Origin of the sequence: uncultured Chitinophaga sp. (genome assembly GCF_937898475.1) — a bacterium.
Classification (GTDB): domain Bacteria; phylum Bacteroidota; class Bacteroidia; order Chitinophagales; family Chitinophagaceae; genus Chitinophaga.
The window spans coordinates 136,253-159,842 of the sequence record NZ_CALEJS010000042.1 but is presented as its reverse complement, the minus strand read 5'-3'; the positions used below and the strand labels follow the sequence as shown (position 1 = coordinate 159,842).

The following is a 23,590-nucleotide window of genomic DNA, read 5'->3' as shown; positions in this document are numbered from 1 at the left end:
TTATTAGGTTTGCACAAATTTTAATATCAACAGCACCAATGAACCTGATAGAAGAATTGCGCTGGCGCGGCATGTTACAGGATATTATGCCCGGTACGGAAGAGCAGTTACAAAAAGAAATGACCACCGCTTATGTGGGTTTTGACCCCACGGCAGATTCCCTGCACATCGGCAGCCTGGTACCCATCCTGCTGCTGGTGCACCTGCAGAGAGCCGGTCATAAACCCCTTGCGCTGGTAGGCGGCGCCACCGGAATGGTGGGCGATCCTTCCTTTAAAGCGGAAGAACGTAAAATGCTGGACCTGGACACCCTCCAGCATAACCAACGCGGCATCAAAGCCCAGCTGGAAAAATACCTGGACTTTGACCCGGCCAAACCCAATGCCGCCGAAATGGTGAATAACTACGACTGGTTCAAGGATATCTCTTTTCTGCACTTTATCCGGGATGTTGGCAAGCACATCACCGTTAACTATATGATGGCCAAGGATTCTGTAAAGAAAAGACTGGAAGGCGACAGCGGCATGTCTTTCACAGAATTCAGCTACCAGCTCATACAGGGGTATGATTTTTACCATCTGTACACCGCTAAGAACTGTAAACTGCAGATGGGCGGATCCGACCAATGGGGCAATATCGTAACCGGCACCGAGCTGGTGCGCCGTATGGCCGGTGGTGAAGCCTTTGCCTTTACCTGCCCGCTGGTAAAAAAAGCAGATGGTACCAAGTTCGGTAAAACCGAATCGGGTAATGTGTGGCTGGACCCTAAACGCACCTCTCCGTACCTGTTCTACCAGTTCTGGATCAAAACCACCGACGAAGATGCAGAGAACTATATCCGCATGTTCACCTTCCTGGACCAGCCTACCGTAGATACACTGATCGCTGAGCACCGCCAGAACCCCGGTATGCGCCAGCTGCAGAAAAGACTGGCCAGGGAAGTGACCATCTTTGTACATGGTGAAAAAGAATATGAATTTGCCGTACAGGCTTCTGAGATGCTGTTCCGTAACGATACAGCTGCTATTCTCCAGTCACTCACCGAAGAACAGCTGCTGGAAGTAATGAGCGGCGTACCGCAGGTGGATGTTGCCCGTACTGAGCTGGAAACCGGTAAGGATATCATCAGCTTCCTGGCAGATGCCAAAATACTGCCCAGCAAAGGCGAAGCCCGTAAGATGCTCCAGAATGGCGGCATCAGCATCAATAAAACTAAAGTAGAAGGCATGGATCTGGTGGTGAACGCCAGCCTGCTGCTGCGCGATCAGTATCTGTTGGTGCAGAAGGGAAGAAATAATTACTTCCTCGTAAAGGCGGTGTAAAATATCGAACCTATCATTATAAACGGAAGAGGCTATATCATACCAGTGATATGGCCTCTTTTGATAAACCGGCATACCTATGAACAAACTACCATTATTAATATCCGTCCCCCTCCTGTTGCTGACACAGGCACTGTACGGGCAAACGCCGTCTCAAACACTCAGCAAAGCAGCGGCAGCAGCAGAAAAACGTAATCATCACTGCACCAAAAACACTCGTCATTCACCGGAACAAAGAAGGAAGAATTATCCTTTCAATATGTCTGCCGTTGTTCAACTTGTTTCATTCGATGGCCTGGTGAAAATTACCGCAGACAAGGAAGTCATCGTTGTAAGCCCCGACCCCGGGGTTATAGTGGACGGTGTTGCCCCCCCTGCCATGACTGTTAAGGAAGAAAAAACGCTCAGCCCTGCACAGATCGATGAGCTTACCGATATCTTATACAACTACGGATTTGCCGGCCCCATAATTGGCCAGAAAGCACTGCTATGCTATAGCCCGCGGAATGCAATACTTTTCAGGGATGATAAGGGAGAGGCCTTTGCTTTTATCGAGATTTGCTTTGAATGCCATAACACCAGGGAGAGCAGCGATCAAATATCGCTGGGGCAAATGTGCGATCAGAAACTGGACATGATCAAAAACCTGTTCAACAAGGCAGGGATCAGGTACGGAATTAAATAAGGGGCGCCTCCTTTTGCTGAAGCGCCCCGTACTTTTTACTTACTTCAACCCATATTTATACTTATACCTTTCATACAACTGCTTCTGCTTATTATCCAGATTCACTTCACGCCCCTGTATAAACGCATGTGTTACTTTATTCGATTTCATATCCAGTATATCCCCGGCGCTTACCGCAATGTTGGCGTCTTTCCCCACTTCCAGTGATCCGGTTACTTTATCAATACCCAGTATCTTAGCGGTATTCAGCGTAACGGCGCTCAGCGCTTCTTCTTTGGTCAGGCCATAGGCGCTGGCCGTACCGGCTTCAAACATCAGGTTGCGTTGCTGCCAGAAACCTTCATTGCTGATGCAGAACAGTACGCCCGCTTTTTGCAGCTGTGCCGCTGTTTTATAGGGCTGATCCACATCATCATCCTGTGTTACGGGCAGGCTGTGTGGCTGCGCCAGTATCACGGGAATACGCTGCTGTTTGAGGATATCTGCCACCAGCCAGGAGTCGGCGCCGCCCACAATCACGGCGTCAAACCCAAACTCTTTGGCAATATCGATGCCCAGCAGGATCTCTTTTACCAGGTTGCAATGTATGTACAGTTTCTGTTCCTTGGTGAACAGCTTGCGCAGTGCCTCAAACTTCAGGTTCGTTTCCGCATGTTTGCTTTCCTGAGCGTATGCCTGCGCTTCACGTAAGAAGGCGCGCAGCTGTTCTATCTTTTCCAGCGCTTCCTTTACCCGGTCCCTGGCAGGTGTTTGCTGGGCTGCCCGGAAAGGATTGGAGGAAGGCAGTAACTGCGGCATGTACAGGTGTTGCCCGTCGTCTGATTTATAGGCGGCGTCTTCCCAGTTCCAGGCATCCAGCTGTACTACAGAAGAAGTGCCGGACAACATCCCGCCTTCCGGAACAGTTTGCGCCAGCAGTATGCCGTTGGAGCGCAATGTGTTGATCACTTTTGAATCGGTATTGTAAGCCACCAGTGCGCGTACGGAAGGGTTTAACTCCCCAACTTCGCTGTAGTCGTTGGTAGAGCGTACCGCTTCTACTTCCGTCAGACCCAGGCTGCTGGCCGGCGCAATAATGCCGGGATACACGTGCTGCCCTTGGAGGTCTATTACCTGGGCGCCTGCTTCGCCCTGCGCGTTGGCGCCTACCGCAGTGATCTTGCCATTGGCAAACGCAATGCTGCCATTTTCTATTACCTGCCCGTTGCCCACATGTATAGTGGCATTGGTGAGCAGCAGCGCCTTTTGTTGGGCCGGAGCGGGATATACGGTTTCCTGCGCAAAGGCTTTGACGCCGCTCAATGCAGCCAGGCATGCTATATATATGAAGTTCTTTTTTACCATTGTTGTTGTTTTATTGTTCGTCATCACCATTAATTATACTGTGCTGGTGCCCGCTTTCCATATCCTCACAATTCCAGAGATCGTCTTTGGTGGGCTTTGCTTTTTGTACGGGGGCTCCTTTCTTTTTCTCTCCCAGCATTTTCTGGATCAGGCGGTTGCGCTCTGCGGCAATGCGTTTACGCAGCTCCAGGTCACGCTCGCGGTCAAAATAAACGATACCGTCTACAATCGTCTTATCTGCTTTTGCATAGATGCTGAGGGGATGATCAGACCACAATACCAGGTCGGCATCTTTACCGGGCTTGATACTGCCTACCCTGTCAGATATATGCAGCAGTTTGGCCGGGTTCAGGGTCACCATCTTCAGGGCGTCTTCTTCTGCCATACCACCGTAAGTGATGCTCTTGGCGGCCTCTTGGTTAAGCCGGCGCGCCATTTCCGCATCGTCTGAGTTAATGGCAACTGTAAGGCCTACCCCGCTCATGATGCTGGCGTTATAGGCAATGGCATCCTGCACTTCCATTTTATAGGCCCACCAGTCGGCAAAGGTAGAGGCGCCTGCGCCATGTTGCTTCATCTTATCGGCTACCTTATATCCTTCCAGTATATGCGTGAACGTATTTACCGTGAAGCCGAAGGTATCTGCCACATGCATCAGCATATTGATCTCGCTTTGCACATAGGAATGGCAGGTGATGAACCGTTTTTTGTTCAGTATTTCCACCAGGGCGTCCAGTTCCAGGTCGCGGCGTTTGCCGGCGGCCTGGCGCTCATAGTCACGTGCACGGGTAAACGCATCGGTCAATACCTGCTCAACGCCCATACGTGTTTGCGGGAAGCGTGAGCGCTGGCTTTCACCCCAGTTGGACTGCTTTACGTTCTCGCCAAGGGCGAACTTGATGAAGGGATCCCATCCTGCAAATTTCAGCTGCTCGGCATCTGCGCCCCAGCGCAGCTTTATCAGTTGCGTTTGTCCGCCAATGGTATTGGCAGAACCATGCAGCAGATGACTGGACGTAACGCCGCCGCTGAGCTGACGGTAGATGTTGATATCATCAGGGTTCAGCACATCGCCGATGCGTACTTCTGAGGTAACAGACTGCGTACCTTCATTTACGCCCCTGGTGATGGCAATATGGGAGTGCTCATCTATCACACCAGGTGTAAGGTGTTTTCCGGTACCATCTATCACAAGTGCATTACCGGCGGGTAAGTTTTTACCAACCTGGGCGATCTTGCCCCCGCGGACCAGTACGTCGGTATTCTCCAGTTTACCCTGCTGCTCATTGGTCCATACCGTTGCATTTTTAATCAGGATATCTTTTTGCTGTGGTAATGTTTCCCAGCCATAACCATTGAAGGGGTAATATATTTTACCGATGTCCGGACTGGTCTTTTTCTTTGTTGTATCAGCCGGGGCCGCAAAAGCTTTTGCAAACGCGGCAGACCATTTTACGGCATTGCCGCTGGTGTCCTGCCCGTTGCCACTCCAGCCCTGGTCTGCCAGTACGCCGCTGAGGCGCAATGTGCGGCTGCTGCGTTTAGCCAGCGGGAACGCCAGCCGTACCAGCTTACCGTCTACCGAAATGGTGCCCGCCAGGGTATCCTGCTGCTGCAGCAGTAACAGTGCCGGGGATACAGGAGTGCCTTTTACCAGTATTGTATAGGTGGCGCCCGGGCTAAGGGTCAGGGTATAGGTGCCACGTATATCCGTCCAGCCATCTTCGTTTAGTACATACCGTTTGCCCTGCACCCAGTTATGGAACAGTATGGTATTTTCCTTGAACAGGGGCCCTGAAGTGACCAGGAAATTAGCCAGTTTGCCGGCTTCCAGTGAACCCACCTTATCATCTGCCTTTATAAGGGCAGCAGGCACTTTGGTGAGCGCGTCCAGCGCTTTCTGCTCTGTCAGCCCGTATTCAATGGCCTTGCGCACGTTGGCAAGGAACTGCTTCATATCTTTCATCCCATCAGCAGTAAGGCAGAATGGAATACCCGCTTTTTCAAAGGCAGCTGGCGCGGCAGGGGCCATCTCCCATTGTTTCAGATCGCTCAGCGCTACAAAGCGTGCATCGTTGGGATCTTCCACATCCATGGCCTGGGGAAAATTCAGCGGTAATATAAAAGAAGCTTTCGTAGCGGCCATTTCAGGTATACGCTGATATTCATTGCCTGCGGCTTTGATGATATACTGCACGCCAAATTCATCGCCTATTTTGTCGGCGCGCAATACATCCCATTTATCGCCGGCCTCAAATATCTGCGGCAGGGATTGCACATCGTTCCAGGCCTGCAGGCTCAGGTTCACACCTTCTTTTGCGGGCCGGTTCTTATACCACTGCGCATCCAGGTAAGTTTGCCGCAGCAGCGCAATAGCTCCCATTAGAGAACCCGGATAATTCTGGGTAGAGCTTCCCTTATCAAAAGAATACTGGGCGGAGGCCTTTTCTCGGATCACTACCTTGTTCTCCTTTTCATCTGCCAGGGTAACCAGTGCGCCGGTACCGCGGGCAATACCATCCTGCTGATGTGTTAACACAGTACCGAAGCCAGCCTGGCGCAATGTTTTGGCTTTCGCCTCGTCTGTCTTGAAGATACTGGCTGCCTGCACCTCGCTTTTAATAGCCTGGTTCCAGCCAAAGGCCCCTTTGGTGTTAGACAGGAACTGAGGCGGCGCCCGGAAGCCCCCAGAGCTTCTCTTAACGGCCTGGGTGCCATAGTCGCTGTAAATGTCTACGAAAGAAGGATAGATGTATTTGCCCTTACAGTCTATCACCACTGCGTCTTTAGGGATAGCTGCTCCCGGGCCTACGTTAATGATGCGGCCATCTCGTATTACCAGCGTTGCATCCTGCAAGGTGGTTGCGGCATCTTTTACAATAGTGGCATGCGTCAGCGCAAAGCAGCCTTCGCGCGGATCAGACACGCCGTTCACTGGAAAAGTTTCCTGCGCTTTTGCATACGCGCCGGCCAGCAGCCAGGCAAATAACAGGTAAATGATCTTGATACGTCTACTACGTACAACGGTTGGTATTGGTACCGAGGGTTGTTCCATACGTTGTGTTTTAATGTGGCTTTTAATTAATTAGCGGTTTAGATTCAGATCTTGGTAAAATCTTAAATTTAATACAGCTATAAATATTTCATTATATTTTTTATGAACGGTTACTTTCAGTACCTTAGTTGCAGGCCAATTTTAATTTTAGGACACAACTCCTTACTATATGAAAAAATTGACAACGGTTACCGCAGCTTTACTTCTTTGCCTGATGCTTGTGTTTCAGCCAAATAGCTATGCCCAGGTAAAAGACAGCAACACTACACCCAAAAAAGGCCGTTGGAGCGCAGAGAAAAAAGCCGATAAGATGAGCGACAAGCTATACCGTGAACTGCACCTTACCCATAAACAGGACGAACAGATCTACGCCATCAACGAAGATATTATACGCCGCAGAGACGCTATCAAAGCAGATAAAAGCCTGCCGGCAAAAGATCGTATGCAGCAACTGAAAGCCCTGAACGAAGAACGCTGCCAGCGATTTAAAACAGTATTGTCACCTGCACAATATAAAAAGTGGAATGACTGGGAAATGAAGAAAAGAGAACAGCTGGAGGCCAAAATGGACAAAAGACAGGAACGCAAAATGGCGAAGCAGGATCGATGAATACAGTCTCCATTGCTACTGCTGTTTTCCGGCAGGCCGTGGCAGCCGTGCAACCGCAATATCTGATTCCCCAACACATACAAGCAGCAACCGAAGGTTTACGTATAGCCGGTAAATTATTTCATTTACAACAAGACAGCCGCATTTTTGTGGCCGGCGCCGGTAAAGCATCAGCCGCCATGGCGCTGGCCCTGGAAAGCTGTAACCTTCCCTACCCGCTGGAGGGCCTCGTGATCACCAAATACGGTCATTCCCTGCCCGTACAGCAGATACAGGTAATGGAAGCCGGCCATCCTGTACCAGACAATAATGGAGTGCACGCCACCCACCAGATGATGGAGCTGCTTTCCAGCGTTAAAACCCGCGACCTGGTGCTCTTTCTGCTCTCAGGCGGCGCCTCTGCCCTCCTGGCAGATTACCCTCCCGGCTCCGGCCTGGCAGATGTGCAGGCCTTATTTGACCTGCTGCTGAAAAGCGGGGCATCCATCCATGAAATGAATACGGTCCGCAAGCACATCTCCGCTATCAAAGGCGGACAACTGGCCCTGCAGATCTACCCCGCTTCCCTTTGTACACTCATCCTGAGCGATGTGGTGGGTGATGACCTCGACGTTATCGGCTCCGGCCCCACGGTACCAGACCGCAGCACCTTTGCAGATACCCATGCCATCCTGGAAAAATATAAGCTAACCCGCCTGATCCCCGCGTCCATTCAAAAACACCTGCGGCAGGGATTGATCGGGCAAGTTGCAGATACCCCCAAACCCGGCCATCCCGGCTTTAACAACACCTATAATTACCTGATAGGCAGCAACACCATTGCCCTGGAAGCAGCCGCCCGCTTTGCAGAAGAACAGGGCTTTCATACCACCCTGCTGAGCAGCAGCGTTAGCGGCAATGCCCACACCCTGGCACAGGCCCTGGCACAACAAGCCATCCGGTGGACAGGCCCCCGCCCTGCCTGCCTCCTTATGGGCGGCGAGAGTACCGTGATAGTAAGCGGCAACGGCCTGGGAGGTCGTAACCAGCAGTTTGCCCTGTCTGCCGGTATCACCCTGCAATCCCATCCCCATATCACCATCCTGAGCGCCGGTACCGACGGCACCGATGGCCCTACCGATGCAGCAGGCGCCGTGGTGAACGCCTCCATTATGCAACAGGCTATCTCCATGGGCCTTGATCCTTTCAGCTACCTGGAAAATAATGATGCCTATCACTTCTTTGAGCAATGCGGCGGCCTGATTAAAACAGGCCCCACACAAACCAACGTGATGGATATAATGCTCGCAATTATTGAATAAATATTGAATAAAGTAAAAATTTGCATATCTCAGGAGACATTCTATTTTTGGGCCTTGTACTAAAATATTCTTAATTCTTATTAAACCTATAGATATGCCGAGAATGGAACAGACATGGCGATGGTTTGGCCCCAATGACCCTGTAAGCCTGCAGGACATCAAACAGGCTGGGGCAACCGGTATCGTAACGGCGTTGCATCATATCCCCAACGGGGCAGTGTGGACAAAGGAAGATATACTTGAACGTAAAGCCCTCATAGAAGCAGCCGGACTTACCTGGTCTGTGGTGGAAAGCGTACCGGTGCATGAGGACATAAAAACACAAAGCGGACGTTTTAAAGAATATATACGTAACTATCAGCAAAGCCTTCGTAACCTGGCTGCCGCCGGTATCTATACCGTTACCTACAACTTTATGCCGGTATTGGACTGGACCCGTACCGATCTGGCCTATACCGTAGCAGATGGCTCAAAGGCACTCCGCTTTGAAAAAGCAGCCTTCATCGCTTTCGATCTCTTCATGCTGGAAAGGCCCGGTGCGGAAAATGACTATGATGAGACGGATATCTCCCGCGCCAAAGAACGTTTTGACAGCATGACGGCTGCAGAAAAACAAGCCCTTCAGCGTAACATTATTGCCGGCCTGCCGGGGTCTGAGGAAAGCTTTACCCTCCAGCAGTTCCAGGAAGCATTGGATAAGTATAAGGGTATTGACGCCACCCAGCTGAAACTGCACCTGTTCTATTTCCTTCAGCAGATCGCACCGGTTGCAGAAGAAGCGGGCGTTAAGCTGGCCATCCACCCCGATGATCCTCCCTTCCCCATACTGGGACTGCCCCGCGTGGTAAGCACAGAACAGGATGCCCGCGAGCTTCTGGCTGCCGCCCCCTATACCTCCAACGGCCTGTGCTTTTGCACCGGTTCCTACGGCGTACGCGCCGATAACGACCTGCCCGGAATGGTAGAACGCCTCGGAGAACACATCCACTTCATTCACCTGCGCAGCACACAGCGCGACAGCCTGGGCAACTTCCACGAAGCCAACCACCTGGAAGGCGATGTAGATATGTATGCCGTTATAAAAAACATCCTATCGGTCATGAACAAACGCAATGTAGCCATCCCCATGCGCCCCGATCACGGGCACCAGATGCTGGACGATCTTCACAAGAAGACCAACCCCGGCTACAGTGCTATCGGCAGGCTTCGTGGGCTTGCAGAGCTCCGCGGCCTCGAAATGGGTATTGCAAGATCCACCGGGTCTAAATGACTGAGCGGTTATAAAGTAAGCAGCAGGATATTGCTCAACACCTGGAGGTTTTAAAACCTCCGGGTGACCGGCACTCCCTGCTACCAGATAATAAATATATATTTGGCCCTAAAATACCTGCACTATGACCGGTCCGCTGGACGAGCAACTACAGGAGTACATTGCACAAAGACGCACCCTGCTGATAAGGGCGGTGAACCTGCTGAAAAAGGAAATGGATAACCGCCTGACAGACAGCTTACAGCAAAAGGGATATACCGACTTCAAAATGGGCGATATGGTGCTGATCGCCAACATTGCCCCCGAAGGCATCATCAATAATGAGCTGGCCAAAAAGGCGCATATCACCAAACAGGCGATGAGTAAGGTGGTCAAGAACCTGGAAGCCGCCGGTTATATTGTTACCCGCAAGCATGAAAATGATAACCGCGCAACAATGATATTCCTCAGCGACAAGGGAAAAGAACTGGTGATCGCCGCCACAGAAAGCGTGCTTGAAATAGAACGGTATTACGCCAGCCTGGTAGGAGCATCTGAGCTCGGCGCGGCAAAAGACGTATTAATAAGACTAGTAGATTTTGTGTATCCGGGCCTGTAATGCTGAATCTGGCACGTAAACTGTATGTACCTACCTGCTGTTCAGAATATTTTCGCGTATTGAACCAGGTTTAATACTTTTATGCTGAGCAACCCAAATTCAGAACAAGCGGCGAACGTATGACCTCCACACGGCTTTTATATAACGACGATGAGTATATAGACGGCTTATTGGAAAGCTCCCCGGCCATTATAGATGCCATATACCGGCAGTTTGCAAAGAAGATCAGCTCTTACATTCTGCAACACGGGGGAAACAGGAAAGATGCAGCACATATTTTCGAAATTGCCCTTACCGATATCTACGGGTATGCACGCCGGCACTCCATAGAACTGACAGCCCGTTTCGAACCTTTCTTAATGCTTATCTGTAAGATAGCCTGGCGCAAAGAAGTGGAAAGGCGGGGTATGGACCTGCGGGAAGAAGCCGAAGCAGAAATAGCCGCACTGGATAATACCCACCTCAAATATGCACGGGAGATCGTAGAGAACGGCAACAAAAAAAGATGCTGGATACAGCTTTACTACCAGTTATCGCCGGCCTGCCAGGAAGCCCTTCAGAAAGCATTGATCCGTCCTGTAACCGATGGTGCAGGTACTGATCCGCAACCAACTGCCGGACTGCCGCCCGAGCTCTCCGCTCCCTGTATGGCTACGCTTATTAAAAGCAATCTTACCCAGCGCAGTGGTAACGGGATGATGCCCGGCAATATTGAGCAGGCAGCCCTTTATGTGATGAACGAGCTTCCCGAATCAGAAAAACAATCCTTCGAACAACTGCTGAATGAACAGCCGGCCCTGCAGGAGATCATAGCCCAGGGACGCGAAGCCATAGAATGGATACGTCGCAGCCTCACCCCCGACAATACCAAACGGGAACTGATGCAGCTACTTGCCGATATGCGCCAGCGCTGGTTTTACGGCAAAGAAAGGGACACCAACCGCATGGGATGGTATGTAATGGGCATCACTGTATTGGCCATGCTGATTGCCGGACTGCTCTTCATCAGCCCCTGGCATAAAGATGTATACCGGCAGTTTGCCCCTACCGAAATGATACATCATCCTGTTCCCGATAATGACACGTCAAGGCTGTTGCACGAAGCATCGCGCAATTTCAACAGACGCCGCTTTACAGCAGCCATTCAGCAGCTGGACCGCGTAGTGCAGCTTGATCCGTCCAACAGCTTTGCACGCTACTACCGGGGCGTCTCCCTGGTTGAAATAAACCGGCAGCCACAGGCCCGCGAAGATCTGCAGGCAGTGTTCAACAGTAACAAACCCATTCGTTACGATGCAGCTTTTTACATGGCGCTTAGTTTTCTGAAAGAAAGGGATAAACAGCGGGCCCTGGACTGGCTCTTAAAAATACCGCCGCAGGCGGCTGTTTACGCAAAAGCTCAAAAGCTGATGGAAGAACTGAGATAGTTAGGATTTTCTCGTCTTAATTTAGCCTGCTGTACTGTATAATACTTTCCACCTCTCTTTTGATCACTTCATAGATCTTCACATTGTCTTTCTTGATCAGCACCAGCTGTTGCAGTACCAGGAAGTAGGCTTCTGCTCCATTTACACTGCAACCATACAGGTGTGCCTTTACAATTTCTTTTTTTACGTCTTCAACACCTATTTCATCCAATTTCTGGTAAATGGTGTACAAGTCTTTCATCCAGATCATATAAAAACATTTTCATAGGATAGATATATATAAAAATATTCATAACATCTAAAATAACAAAGTGTTTTCAAAAATTTATTTCAGCTGGTTAACAGCGCTTTCCGAAGGTGATTAATAGCATTTTGCCAGTGTTCTCATAGTATTCTCCTTGTGTTCTCTATGTGTTCTCTATGTGTTCTCCTAGTACTTGACCGTTTTTGTTAAATAATACCAGTAAAAGAAAGAGGCTGGTCGTTCTGACCAGCCTCCCGGCTACTTTACCAGTACGTTTTATGCTGCTACCCTTTGGGGATGGCCGGACTGCTGAACCCGAGTTTCTTCAGCGCCACCTGTATTTCCGGAACAGACATGAACAGTTTCCATAAAAGTCCGCTGCGATAGTTCTCGATCATCACCACGATCGGTCCCTGGTCTATAGCCAGGTACTGGTTGTCGTACCAGTTATGCGTTTCGCTGAAAGCGTCGTAAAAGCCATATTCCCCCCATAAACGGTCGCCCACCTTATAGTAGAAGTACTTCAAAGCCTGCATCGAATATTCGGGTGTATAAGGGAAAGATGACAAGGCAGCGGTAGGCGTGATCACTCCCAGGTCGTTGGTGGGAGAATGCGCATTATAAAACTCGTGGTTGTCACTGGCGGTCAGTCCCCAGCAATCTGCGCTATAGCCCTTATACCCTTTTGGATTCTTTATACAGTACTCCCTGTTGATCAGGGTATGGTTCCTGTTCTGCTCCCAGTAATCCGCGTAGCGGTCTTTTAAGCCCCGGGGATCCAGGCCCAGGAAGGAGTAATGGGTAAAGAACAACGGACCGCCATATTCAAAGCCAAGGGGCAGTTTGATGCCATAATACTCTTTTCCGTTCAGGAAGTGAGTACTCTGTGTCCAGCCATTGTGGTATACTTTAGGAGACACCGGGTAGTTGGGAGAGGCCACCGCCAGTATATAGGTGATCAGGCACTCGTTCCATCCCCGTATCTGGTGGTTCATGGCCCAGCCGTTGTTGGGCGACCAATGCCAGTACAATATATCCTGCCCATCACGGGTATACCAGTTCCATTCGGCCTCATTCCACATCCAGGTGATCTTGTTGCGCAGCTCCGTTTCTTTGGCGCTGCTGCCGGTGAAGTACTGGCGCACACATAAGAGCCCCTGGAACATAAAGGCAGATTCTACCAGGTCGCCTCCATCGTCTTTACGGCCAAAGGGAATTGTCTGACCGGTAGCCCCGTTCATCCAGTGCGGCCAGATGCCATGATAGTGATTGGCCTTCCAGAGAAAGTTCACAATCTTGAGCAGGCGGTCCAGCCCTTCTTCCCTGGTAATAAACTTCCTTTCAATGCCCACCAGTATACTCATCACCCCAAAGCCGGAACCGCCGATGGTGACCGTCTCCGGTGTAGGGGTACGCTCCGGCGCCAGACCTGATACGGGGTGTGCAAACTTCCAGAAATAGTTAAACGTACGTTGCTGTACCAGGGTTAGTAAAGCCGAGTCGCTCAGCTGTTCCCTCTTTTCGTTTTTTCGCTGCTGCGCCTGTATTAAGCCGGGGCCCAACAGGATCAGCAGTGCTGCTATGGTGATCCACCTCATCGTCTCTCCTGAACTTTTACTTGTTATCAATAATTAGGGTTCTGTTGCAGTCTACCCTGGCTGAACTGTATCTGTGTAGCCGGTATGGGGAACACTTCATTCTTTCCCCTTACAAACGTTTTACCGTGGGCCTGGAAGGCAGCGGCTGCTGTGCCGGGCGCCAGCGCATCTTCTCTTACCAGCTCAAAGAAACGGTCATGCTCCATTGCCAGCTCCACCCTTCTTTCATGCCAGATATCCTCGCGGGTAAGCGTAGCCTTTGGTAAAAGGCCTGCGCGCTGCCGCAACGCGGTAATATCAGTCACCGCAGCGCCACTATTGCCCAGGGCCAATGCGGCTTCTGCATGTATCAGCAGTATTTCGCCATAACGCAGTATTCGCAGGTTCTTTGGCAAACGGTCTGCATTACCGCAATACTGCTCACGGGTACGGCTATGGTAAGCTTTGTAATTGTAACGGTCATTCTCAACGCTGTCCCGGCCGGGAATACGGAAACCATCCCACAGTACGGTGCCGCCCGGGTTAACGAATATAATGGTGGCATCCCTGCGCCTGTCGCCCGCCTCATAAGCATTCAGCAAACTTTGAGAGGGAGTACCAAAGCCCCAACCCAGATCGGCCCAGCCACGCTGACCGCCGGCGCGGGGTCCCTGGCAAACACTGTATACTTCAATAGCCGCATCGCAGGAGGCATTAATACCCGCCTGTACTTCAAACAGGGATTCTATCCCGTTCTCGCCCGTTTCTCTCCAGATATCCGCATAATCGGCCAGCAGTCCATATGCGCCTACTTTGCCGGTGATAATGGAATCAGACAGGCTATATGCGCGCTGCCAGTTCTGGAGGTATAAAGACACTTTGGCCAGCATACCGGCTGCTGCGCCTTTGGTAGCGCGGCCTGGCTGGCTGCCTGCCTCGCCTTTGGCAGGAAGGTTGGCCAGTGCAAACTCCAGGTCTGTACTGATCAGCTGGTAGACAGCTGCAGCACTGGCCCTGGTCTGGTACTGATCGGTCATCGCCTCATCGGGGGTAAGCACTCTTTCCACCAAAGGCACGCCGCCAAAAAGTCGTACCAGGTTAAAGTAAAGGTAAGCCCGAAGGAAATGTGCCTCGCCCTGCAGGCGGGCTTTTGTTGCCGCATCGATAGTTGCCGGCTCTAATACCTCCAGCGCTTTATTGGCGCGGGCGATGGCCTGGTAATAGCCAGACCATATATCATTCAGAGAACTGGTGTTCGGGTCCATTGTCAGGTTATCCAACGCACCCTGTGTAGCTGCTGCATCATCCGGATTACTTCCTTTATCTGCATCGTCAGACGCGATATTGGTAACACCTATGAACGGGAAACCGTGTACGTTGCCCAGCCAGAGATTATTATAGATGCCGGTTACCAGGTTCTGGGCGGCTTCCGGATCACTGATGGAGGCTTCTTCATCTATCTGCCCCTGCGGCTTCACATCCAGGTAATTATTACAGGCTATCAATGCCGCAGACAGCACAAATCCCAGGCAGACAGTTTTAAACAGGATACTTGTATGTATATTCTTCATAACTCTTTTTTTAGAATGAGACATTTACACCAAATGCAAACGTACGGGTAGTGGGATAGGCGTTCAACTCAATACCGGCGTCCAGTATCCCGCTGGTGTTATTGGTATTATTGCCGCTGCTGCTGCTGCCGGTGCCTGAGCGGTTATTAATACGGTTATTGATACTGTTATCATAATCAATAGTACCGCCGGGCAGCTCAGGGGTGAACCCGCTGTACTTTGTAATGGTGAACAGGTTCTGTGAAGTAAGGAATACCCGGAAGCGGCTGATGCCAATGGCTTTCAGCTTATCCGGCGAAATGGAATAACCAATGGTAAGATTATTACAACGCAGGAAAGCACCTGATTCCACAAAATAGGTAGATGCAGGCATGGAGGAGGTAAGCAGCTGCGGATCTGTTGCAGACGGACGATCGGGCCTCCAGCGGCTGTCGGCAAAGTCTGATTCTATATTGTCGGTTGTTTCATAACGGAAGGCTTTTTTACCATTGTAGATCTTATTGCCGCCATTACCGTAAAAGTCGGCGCTCAGATCAAAACCTTTGTAATTCAGCCCCAGGTTGAAGCCATAAAAGAACTTGGGTTGGTATGAGCCTACATACTGCCGGTCGTTATTATCTATTACACCATCGCCATTAGTGTCTTCATATTTCAGTTCGCCAGGCTTGGCGCCAGGCTGTATCACCTTCCCATCCTTGTTCTTATAGTTATCTATTTCAGACTGGTTCTGGAAAACGCCCAGGGATCTCAGCACATAAAAGCTGGCCACCGGTTCTCCGTTATCTGTGCGGGTAACAAAGCTCTGCTGCCCTACGCTGCCGCCCAGCAATGCCTGACCGCCTGCCAGGTTGGTGATCTCATTCTTATTAAAGGTAATATTGGCGCCTACATTATAGGTCAGATCTTTTGTAATATCATCCTTCCAGTTCAACGACACTTCATAACCGGTGTTCTTGAAAGACGCTGCATTAGTGATATAGGCGTTGTTGGGGTCTCCCAGGATGCTGGGAATATTAACCACCACCAATGCGTCTTTGGTCTTCTTGTTATAATAATCCACTTCACCGCTCAGCCGGTCATCCAGCAGGCTGAATTCCACACCAAAATCAAACTGATTGGTGGTCTCCCATTTCAGGTTACGATCTTTTGTTTCCTGCAGGGCAGTACCCAGTGTGATCGTGTTATCAAAGAAATAGGGCAGATTTACGGTAGCCGTATTAATATAGGCATTTGTGGGTATGTTATCATTACCCAGTATGCCCCAGCTGCCTCTCAGCTTCAGGAAACTGAACAGTTGCTGGTCCTGCATAAAGGCCTCTTTGGAAATTACCCAGCCGGCTCCTACAGTCGGAAAATAGCCCCATCTTTTACTGAACTTGGAGCTGCCGTCTGCACGGATAGAAGCGCTTAACAGGTAACGGTCGTCATAGCCGTAGTTCACACGTCCCACAAAAGACTGACGGGCATATTTATCACCGCCGTTGTTCAATTTGGATTGTACATCCGGGTTACCCAGATCCAGGTACCACAGATCTTCGCTTTCCGGTACATTGATACGGGAGCCTGTCAGGAATGTGCTGTAAAAGCCTTCTGTAACAGAACCGCCCAATAAGGTTAAATTGTGTTTGCCGAAGCTTTGGTCAAATGTTACCGTGTTATCCCATACCCAGCCCGTTGAACGGGAGTCACTGGTAGTCAGCTGGCTGTTATCAGTACGCTGGTTACCACCTGCCACCAGGAAGGTCTTATCATCGTTGAGATATTTGTATTGGTAGATGCGGTCATTACCCCAGCGCAGGTCTGCGTTGAAAGCGGAGCGGAAGCGCAGCGCCTTGATGGGCTTAAACTCTAGCGCCAGATTGCCTTGCAGGCGGCTGTCCTGCTGCCGGTAATTTCTTTTATCCAGCGACAGCAAAGGGTTACCCACATTGCCCCAGGCGGAGGTGTTGCCGTAACGGCCTCCCTGTTCGGGGATAACGATCGGCGCAGCGCGGTAGAGATTACCGTAAATGCCGTTCAGGTCTACATTACGACCGTCCCCCCTTGAATAAGACAACTGTGTGCTGAATTTCCACTGATCGGATATGTTGACCTCGTTGTTGGCGCGTAAGGTAAACCGGCGGAAGGTATTGGTTTTGACGATACCATCGTCCTGTATATAACCGCCACTGAAGAAGTAAGTATGTTTATCAGAACCGCCGGATACGGATAGGTTGTGATTCATCTGGAAAGCCTTTCGCAAGGCAGCATCATACCAGTTGGTAGAACCGGGATAGGCCACCGGGTCATTGATCGGGTCTCTGCCGGGGGCTGCATCTTTCAGGTAATCGATGTACTGGTTCCGGTCTGCCATTTTAACAAGGCTGGATGCCTCACGGAAACCTGCATTGGCGTCATAGCGCACTTCTGTTTTGCCGGCTCTTCCCTTGCGGGTGGTAATGATGATCACACCGTTGGCGGCACGTACACCGTAAATAGCCGCAGAAGCGTCTTTCAGCACATCCATGCTTACAATGTCGGCGCTGTTGATGTTGCGGATGTCGTCGGTGAGCACGCCGTCTACCACGTACAGCGGGTTAGCCCCCGCCATTACAGAACCGGTACCTCTTACTCTCACCTGCGGTTGGGAGTTAGGCTGGCCGGAGGTAATTACCTGTACGCCGGCTATCCTTCCCTGCGCTGCCTGGGTGGCGGTAAGTACGGGCTGCTTGGCCAGCTCCTCTCCTTTTACGGAGGCGATAGACCCGGTAAGGTCTCTTTTACGCTGGGTGCCATACCCCACTACTACTACCTGTTCCAGCTGCTGATCGCCTGACTGCATGACGATATTTATTTCAGCTCGTCCGCCAATAGCAATCTCCTGCGACTGGTACCCCAGGTAGGATACCTGTAAAGTATCTTTCCCCTCAGGCACATTAATGCTGAAGGTACCGTCAGCACCGGTGGTGCCGCCGGTAGCAGTACCTTTCACCCGTATGGTAACGCCTATCAGCGGTGTACCGCTTTGATCGGTTACTTTTCCCCTGACAGGTGCAGCCTGCATCACGGCAGCGGCCATGCCTACCTCGTCACCGTTCATTTCTTCCTGTGTGTTGGCCGCTTTTATAACATATACGTTCCCTTCAATTTGTTTAAACTGCAGTTCCAGCGGCGTCAGTAATGTTTGCAGCAACTCCTGCAGTGGTGCATGTTCACTGTTCTCCAGCACCTGTGCAGAAACTTCCTTACCGGCTACCAGTCTTGCGTTATAGGCAAAGCTGATACGGTAGGCCTTCTCCAGTTGCTGTAACGCAGCCTTTAATGGAATGCTGGCTGATCTTAATGAGGAAAGCGGCGTGTCCGGGCCTGCGGACCGTGGATGTTGGTAAGCAAGATCCTGTGCCTGCACAGTAAAGGCTGCAGCCAGGAACAGCACCAGCAAGGTATTGCCCTTGTAAGTACCTGTTACTTTCATAACGATTTGTTTTGTTTACGAGCGTGAAATTGATTCCGGGCTGTTAGCTACCGGCTATTGGCTTTCAGCGCGTGCATCGGCGAAAAGCTAATGACTGGCAACTAGCGGCTTAAAAGAAATGTACTATCATCTTGTTGTTGTAACTGCGCACTGAAAGCCTCCTGTATGGCTTTCAGCACTACTTTATGATCTGCCTGCTGTAAGGTGGCGCTAAATTGCTCCTGCGCAAAAGAACTGTCTGAAAAAAACACATGGATTCCGTATTTATTGTACAACTGAAGGGCTACCTCATCCAGCCTTGTATTCTCAAATACCAGTGTATGATCAACCCAGGCTACATATTTCTCTGTTGCTACTTTACGACGTACATAGCGATTATCATCCGAACGGTATTCTACCAGCTCTCCAGGCTTCATTACGATGCGCGATGCTGTGCGGGTACTTTCCTGCAAGGCCACTTTGCCGCTGTGCAGCACTACCTGTGAACGACCGTTATAATTATTCACATTAAATTCCGTGCCCAGTACTTCAATATCCAGGTTTCCCGCATGTACCGTAAATGGTTTTGCCATAGCGTCATCATGTTTAACGATGAAAAAAGCTTCTCCATCCAGCCATACTTCTCTTTTGTTTTCTTCCATCCGGAAAGAGGCCGCACGTAAGGAAGAGTGTGGTCCCAATATCACCACTGAGCTGTCTGGCAATACCAGCCGCCGGTTTTCTCCAAACTGGCTGGTATACAACTCCCGTTTGTCTGCCGGCTTTAACAGCCAGTAGGCGCCCAGTGCCAACATACCCAATACGCCGGTAAGGATGGCGGCGCGGCGCCACCTCCGGCGATGATCAGTACGCTCATAGCGCATGGTTTCCGGCATGGCTTTGTCCATCTGCTGATGGAGTGCGAGCCATATACGATCATAACTTTCCTGCGGCATATGGTGCCGCTCATATTCCAACGATAACAGCATCGCACGCGCCTCCGCTATTACCGCCTGTTTTTCAGGATAGTGCTGTTGCCATGATTCCCAGAAGGCCTGGTTCTCCCCATCGGGGCGCAGTACCCACTCCATAAAAAAATCATCGGCCAGGAAATCAGCCGCGGTAAAGTCTGCGTAGTCTTTCCATTCCATGGTAACAGCGAGGTTTAGGTCAGGTGGTTTAATACATAGAGGAGCAGTTTCCGCGTTTTATCCCCTTCCGGGAGAATTTTTTTTCTGCCTGCTATAAGATGATGTATAGCTTCCCGGAGATATAACAAATAAAACAGCCTAAAGGTTAAGCTTTCACGGAGAGGTAACAAAGCAGCAGCCAGAACGGGAAGTCGATCAGTTTTTGCCGCAGTTTGCCGAAGGCTTTGTAGATTATTTTATACACCGACTTCTGGTCAATGTCCATCACGGCCGCAATATCTTCAAAGGAGAGGTTTTCGTAAAAACGCAGGAACAGCGCTTCTTTCATACGGGGAGGTAAGGCGTTCACCGCCACCCTTACCTGTTCGCGGCGACGTATACTGCTTTGCCGGGCTATCAGCCTGCTTTCAGGGGAGATCACAATTTCAAAGCTGGCCTCGTCTGCTGAGTCAACGGGTATATTTTTACGCACATTGCTTATTTTTCGCAACAGGGCGCGGCGGTAGGTTTTTATAAGATAAGCGCGCACATTGGAAACCGCCGAGAGTTGTGTACGGTGCGCCAGGAGGTATTCAAATACATCCTGAATGCAATCTTCTGCAAGGCGCGGGTCTGCACATTGTTTACATCCGTAATTATAAAGTAACGGTGCAAAGCTGGCATATAGCGTTGCAAATGCGTCGCGGCTGCCTTCCAGAAATTGCCGCCATGTAGCAGCATCCCCCTCCCACGAATGTAAGGCCATGCGGCAAGATAGGAATTTATCCGGAACCGGCGTGTAGTCAACAGGGTCAACCGCGCATTGCCTTCACAATAGCAGCGCTCCGCGAGTTAACTTCCAGCTTGCGGTAAATGTTCATGATGTGGGAACGTACGGTGCCTACACTGATATGGCAAAGTTCAGCGATCTTTTTATAGGTATGCCCGTCCACTAAACGGTCAAGCACCTCCTGTTCGCGCGGAGAAAGGCCATACTGAGTAATATCGGTTTGCGAACGGCGGTTGAAAAAGGCCAATACTTTCTGTACTGCAGCAATGTTGGTTTCAAGCGCTGCTTCGTACACCTGGGTGATGAAGTCTGTTAATGAGCTGGGAGCAAGACCAGGTATTCCATCAGGCGCATTTAAACGGGGAGCTATACTTGTAATGGATTGCCTATCCTTCTGCACAGTGAGCAGCAGCACGTTGATCTCAGGATAGGCGGCTTTAACGATACTTGCTGCTTCAATGGCAGTCAGGCCAGGGATATCAAAATCCATAAAAACAATATTGCATATGTCCTTTGCGAGTTGTTGTAACATCTCCTGGGAGTCATTATGTATGCTGGCGACTTCAAGCATATCCGCTCCATTTAAGTGACCTGCGCTGTCACGCCGCACTTTTTTCATAATATTTCTTTTGGGTTTATTATTTTGTGAAATCTTCGCACAGTACTGCAAGTTCTCTCAATGACGTAAGGCGCTATATCGTAAAAATTAAGAGGACACAATTCTCTATAACGAAACAAATTTGAAACAAATACCCTCAGCAGTCAATCGGATATATATATGGTTTTTATAAAATTATTAATAAACAAATTAGTTTATATTATTTATATAAGCAATACGTGGATACCTGCGCGATCAAATAGCTAAAGTGGACAACTAATTTGTGCTCAATCGCTTAAAGTGTAACTTTTAATGGCCCTCCCGGAAATGCTCCCGGCCCGGTCACGTCATCCTGAATGGCAACGATAAACCGGCTTTTTCTCTGGCTTGACATAGGATCATCATACGGTATAAATACAATCTCAGGATCACTTAGGATATATTGGATCTTTGTTGCGCATAGGATAGCGGTCCACTACCGTTGATACAAGTTATGAAAAAAACGGTAATGGACCACTGCGCCAATATCGGAAATCATACTAGTTTAAAATAAGTTCTATCACCGGTATCTCTACATCCGGTTTCTTAACAGGCAGGCTCAGGTTAATATCCTGCTCTCCCTGGTTCTTACCCATACTATGGTGCATCTGCGGCTCACTCATTTTTATCTCAGAAGCATCATGCAGAAACTGGGCGTATTTTATCTTTCCTTTATAACCAGGCAGCGTGAAATTCTGCAGCGGATAATCCAGTAAATGCACATACAGGCGTTTGGTAGTGGGATTATAGGTGAGCAGGCAGTTATCCGGTTTGGCATATTCCGCCGGCGCCTGTGTACATCCATAAATGGAGCGGCTGTTTAGAAGCATCCACTCACCCATTGCCTTCAATGCCTGCTGTGCACGCACATCAAAGGTGCCCCGTGCAGTAGGGCCTACATTCAGTAAAAGGTTACCGCCCTTGCTAACTGATTCTATCAGCAATCCTAATAGTTGTTTGGTGTCTTTCCAGGAAGTTTCGTCACGGTAATAGCCCCACGAACCCGAAAAGGTCTGGCAGGTTTCCCAGTGTACTTTCCTGCCGTTGCGTGTGGGCCATTCTGATACTTTATATTGTTCCGGCGTAACAAAGTCGCCACCGTCTTCATACTCCCCGAGGTCCAGCCGATCATTGATAATAATATCCGGCTGCAGCTTGCGTATCATTTTTATCAGCTCAACGGAATTCCAGTCGTTATGGTCCTTCCCATGGTTGCCCGGGAAGGAGAAGTCTGTCCAGAGAATATCAATTTTACCATACATAGTCAGTATCTCTTTCACCTGGTTAAACAGGTACTCCCGGTACCTGGCCATATCCCTTCCCTGGTTCAGCTGGTTGTATGCGGCGGTATCGTTGGGGCGTTGCGGATGCACGCGGTCTATGGTGTAGTCAGGATGATGCCAGTCTATCAGCGAATAGTAAAACCCAACTTTTAAACCCTCGGCCCTGAAAGCATCCACCCATTCTTTAATGATGTCTTTGCCGTAAGCCGTTTTAGTGGCTTTATAATCTGTATAGCGGGAATCAAACAGGCAGAAGCCTTCGTGGTGCTTACTGGTGATCACCGCGTACTTCATACCGGCAGCTTTGGCCATACGCGCCCACTCCTTTGGGTTGTAAAGATCCGGGTTGAAATTGTCAAAGTACTGCTGGTAGTCTGCATCCGTAAGCCGTTCCCTGTTCTTTACCCATTCATGACGGGCAGGCAGGGCATACAGACCCCAGTGAATAAACATGCCAAAGCGGTCGTTCACCCACCATGACAGGCGTTTTTCCTTTTGCTCAGGCGTTTCATTGAAGAGCTTCTTTTCCTGCGCGGGTAGCTTTGTTAACAGGAAAAGGCTGCACAGTAAGAGTAGGCTTCGTTTATTCATTTTGTTCAGTTTATGTTATGTGAAAACAGGCAGGTACCGCCGCCTGATCGTGGAATGCACGGGTTTCATGATATCATTCAAGTTCGTCGAATTTATCGGTTTTTTGTAATAGTGAATTAACGAATAATGATACTGTAGTAACGACCTGGCCGCCCTGCCCTACCCCCTGCTAATTATTTGAATTTCAACATACCTGTTCACGTGGTGGACAACAACACCCGGAGCCGTCCGCCTAAAATTCAGGCGTTAACCGCATATTAACTGTTAGAGATAAATACTGTTGTAACATTGTGGAACCTGGTTCAGTGAAACACATTCTTTTTCCTATCGTTATGTCTAACGCCTGAGTGTCTACTCCGGCGGTTTTATATTTCCGCAGGCATCTTCCACATAGATTCACCTCATTCTATATTAACTGTTTGCTATTGAATATTTTGCAGCAGGCAATGGAACGGCTGTAAAAAAAACAGCAGGTAACTCAAAAGAAACCTGCGTTGCTAGTTTGTAATCTAAACCGTCTTTTATATTCAGTGTGAGAAATGAATATCCGTTAAATATCCGGGCGTGAAATTCAGGCTTTAAAATTTTTTATTAGTTAATATGCCGTTAAAGAGGAAGTTAATACGAGGTTAACTAAAGCGTAGCCTGGGCACAATAGCTACAATAGCAGGAACAGTACCTGGTATGGGGTTGGCTGCTTAATTGGGTTTGTGTATATGTTC

17 protein-coding genes are annotated in these 23,590 nt (G+C 49.7%); 7 read left to right on the top strand and 10 right to left on the bottom strand.

What is annotated here, in order from left to right; translation table 11 throughout:
* Positions 1–38 precede the first annotated feature (38 nt).
* Together tyrS and Q0577_RS26225 are read left to right on the top strand one after the other, a co-directional pair.
* Positions 39–1,322 (top strand): tyrosine--tRNA ligase, encoded by a 1,284-nt coding sequence (tyrS, locus tag Q0577_RS26230; protein ID WP_298741679.1) that lies wholly within the window; start codon positions 39–41, stop codon positions 1,320–1,322.
* A gap of 79 nt (positions 1,323–1,401) precedes the next feature.
* A complete protein-coding gene (locus tag Q0577_RS26225; protein ID WP_298741677.1) occupies positions 1,402–2,007 on the top strand; it encodes a hypothetical protein in 606 nt (201 codons plus the stop codon).
* Positions 2,008–2,046: 39 nt separating this feature from the next.
* Here the strand turns inward: Q0577_RS26225 and Q0577_RS26220 are convergent, their stop codons facing one another.
* Both Q0577_RS26220 and Q0577_RS26215 read right to left on the bottom strand, forming a co-directional pair.
* On the bottom strand, positions 2,047–3,351 hold the full coding sequence (locus tag Q0577_RS26220) for an amidohydrolase family protein (protein ID WP_298741675.1): 1,305 nt from the start codon (positions 3,349–3,351) through the stop codon (positions 2,047–2,049).
* A 10-nt stretch (positions 3,352–3,361) separates the two neighbouring features.
* On the bottom strand, positions 3,362–6,406 hold the full coding sequence (locus tag Q0577_RS26215; protein ID WP_298741673.1) for an amidohydrolase family protein: 3,045 nt from the start codon (positions 6,404–6,406) through the stop codon (positions 3,362–3,364).
* Between the two features lie 169 nt (positions 6,407–6,575).
* Here Q0577_RS26215 and Q0577_RS26210 point away from each other — a divergent pair, with 169 nt between their 5' ends.
* From Q0577_RS26210 to Q0577_RS26190, 5 genes are all read left to right on the top strand, one after another.
* Entirely contained in the window at positions 6,576–7,016 is a 441-nt protein-coding gene (locus tag Q0577_RS26210) for a hypothetical protein (protein WP_298741671.1), read from the top strand.
* Entirely contained in the window at positions 7,013–8,317 is a 1,305-nt protein-coding gene (locus Q0577_RS26205; protein ID WP_298741669.1) for a glycerate kinase, read from the top strand. Before Q0577_RS26210 ends, Q0577_RS26205 begins: the two co-directional genes overlap by 4 nt.
* Positions 8,318–8,411: 94 nt before the next feature.
* Positions 8,412–9,587 (top strand): mannonate dehydratase, encoded by a 1,176-nt coding sequence (gene uxuA, locus Q0577_RS26200; protein WP_298741667.1) that lies wholly within the window; start codon positions 8,412–8,414, stop codon positions 9,585–9,587.
* Between the two features lie 124 nt (positions 9,588–9,711).
* The gene (locus Q0577_RS26195; RefSeq protein ID WP_298741665.1) at positions 9,712–10,185 is read left to right on the top strand and encodes a MarR family transcriptional regulator; all 474 of its coding nucleotides are present in this window, start codon (positions 9,712–9,714) and stop codon (positions 10,183–10,185) included.
* Between the two features lie 119 nt (positions 10,186–10,304).
* Entirely contained in the window at positions 10,305–11,612 is a 1,308-nt protein-coding gene (locus tag Q0577_RS26190; protein WP_298741663.1) for a hypothetical protein, read from the top strand.
* 16 nt (positions 11,613–11,628) lie between these two features.
* Here the strand turns inward: Q0577_RS26190 and Q0577_RS26185 are convergent, their stop codons facing one another.
* The 8 genes from Q0577_RS26185 to Q0577_RS26150 all read right to left on the bottom strand — a co-directional run bounded on the left by Q0577_RS26185 (position 11,629) and on the right by Q0577_RS26150 (position 22,868).
* Entirely contained in the window at positions 11,629–11,862 is a 234-nt protein-coding gene (locus Q0577_RS26185; protein WP_298741661.1) for a hypothetical protein, read from the bottom strand.
* A gap of 278 nt (positions 11,863–12,140) precedes the next feature.
* Complete coding sequence (locus Q0577_RS26180) at positions 12,141–13,454, bottom strand: glucoamylase family protein (RefSeq protein ID WP_298741659.1); 1,314 nt, start codon at positions 13,452–13,454, stop codon at positions 12,141–12,143.
* A gap of 26 nt (positions 13,455–13,480) precedes the next feature.
* Entirely contained in the window at positions 13,481–15,004 is a 1,524-nt protein-coding gene (locus Q0577_RS26175; protein WP_298741657.1) for a RagB/SusD family nutrient uptake outer membrane protein, read from the bottom strand.
* Positions 15,005–15,014: 10 nt separating this feature from the next.
* On the bottom strand, positions 15,015–18,458 hold the full coding sequence (locus tag Q0577_RS26170; RefSeq protein ID WP_298741655.1) for a TonB-dependent receptor: 3,444 nt from the start codon (positions 18,456–18,458) through the stop codon (positions 15,015–15,017).
* 101 nt (positions 18,459–18,559) lie between these two features.
* Positions 18,560–19,588, bottom strand: a complete 1,029-nt coding sequence (locus Q0577_RS26165) for a FecR domain-containing protein (protein WP_298741653.1) — start codon at positions 19,586–19,588, stop codon at positions 18,560–18,562.
* A 145-nt stretch (positions 19,589–19,733) separates the two neighbouring features.
* Positions 19,734–20,333, bottom strand: coding sequence for a sigma-70 family RNA polymerase sigma factor (locus Q0577_RS26160; protein ID WP_298741651.1), 600 nt, complete (start codon positions 20,331–20,333; stop codon positions 19,734–19,736).
* Positions 20,334–20,379: 46 nt separating this feature from the next.
* Positions 20,380–20,976: a response regulator transcription factor gene (locus tag Q0577_RS26155; protein WP_298741649.1), complete on the bottom strand. Its 597-nt coding sequence runs from the start codon at positions 20,974–20,976 to the stop codon at positions 20,380–20,382.
* 518 nt (positions 20,977–21,494) lie between these two features.
* Complete coding sequence (locus Q0577_RS26150; protein ID WP_298741647.1) at positions 21,495–22,868, bottom strand: alpha-L-fucosidase; 1,374 nt, start codon at positions 22,866–22,868, stop codon at positions 21,495–21,497.
* Positions 22,869–23,590 lie beyond the last annotated feature (722 nt).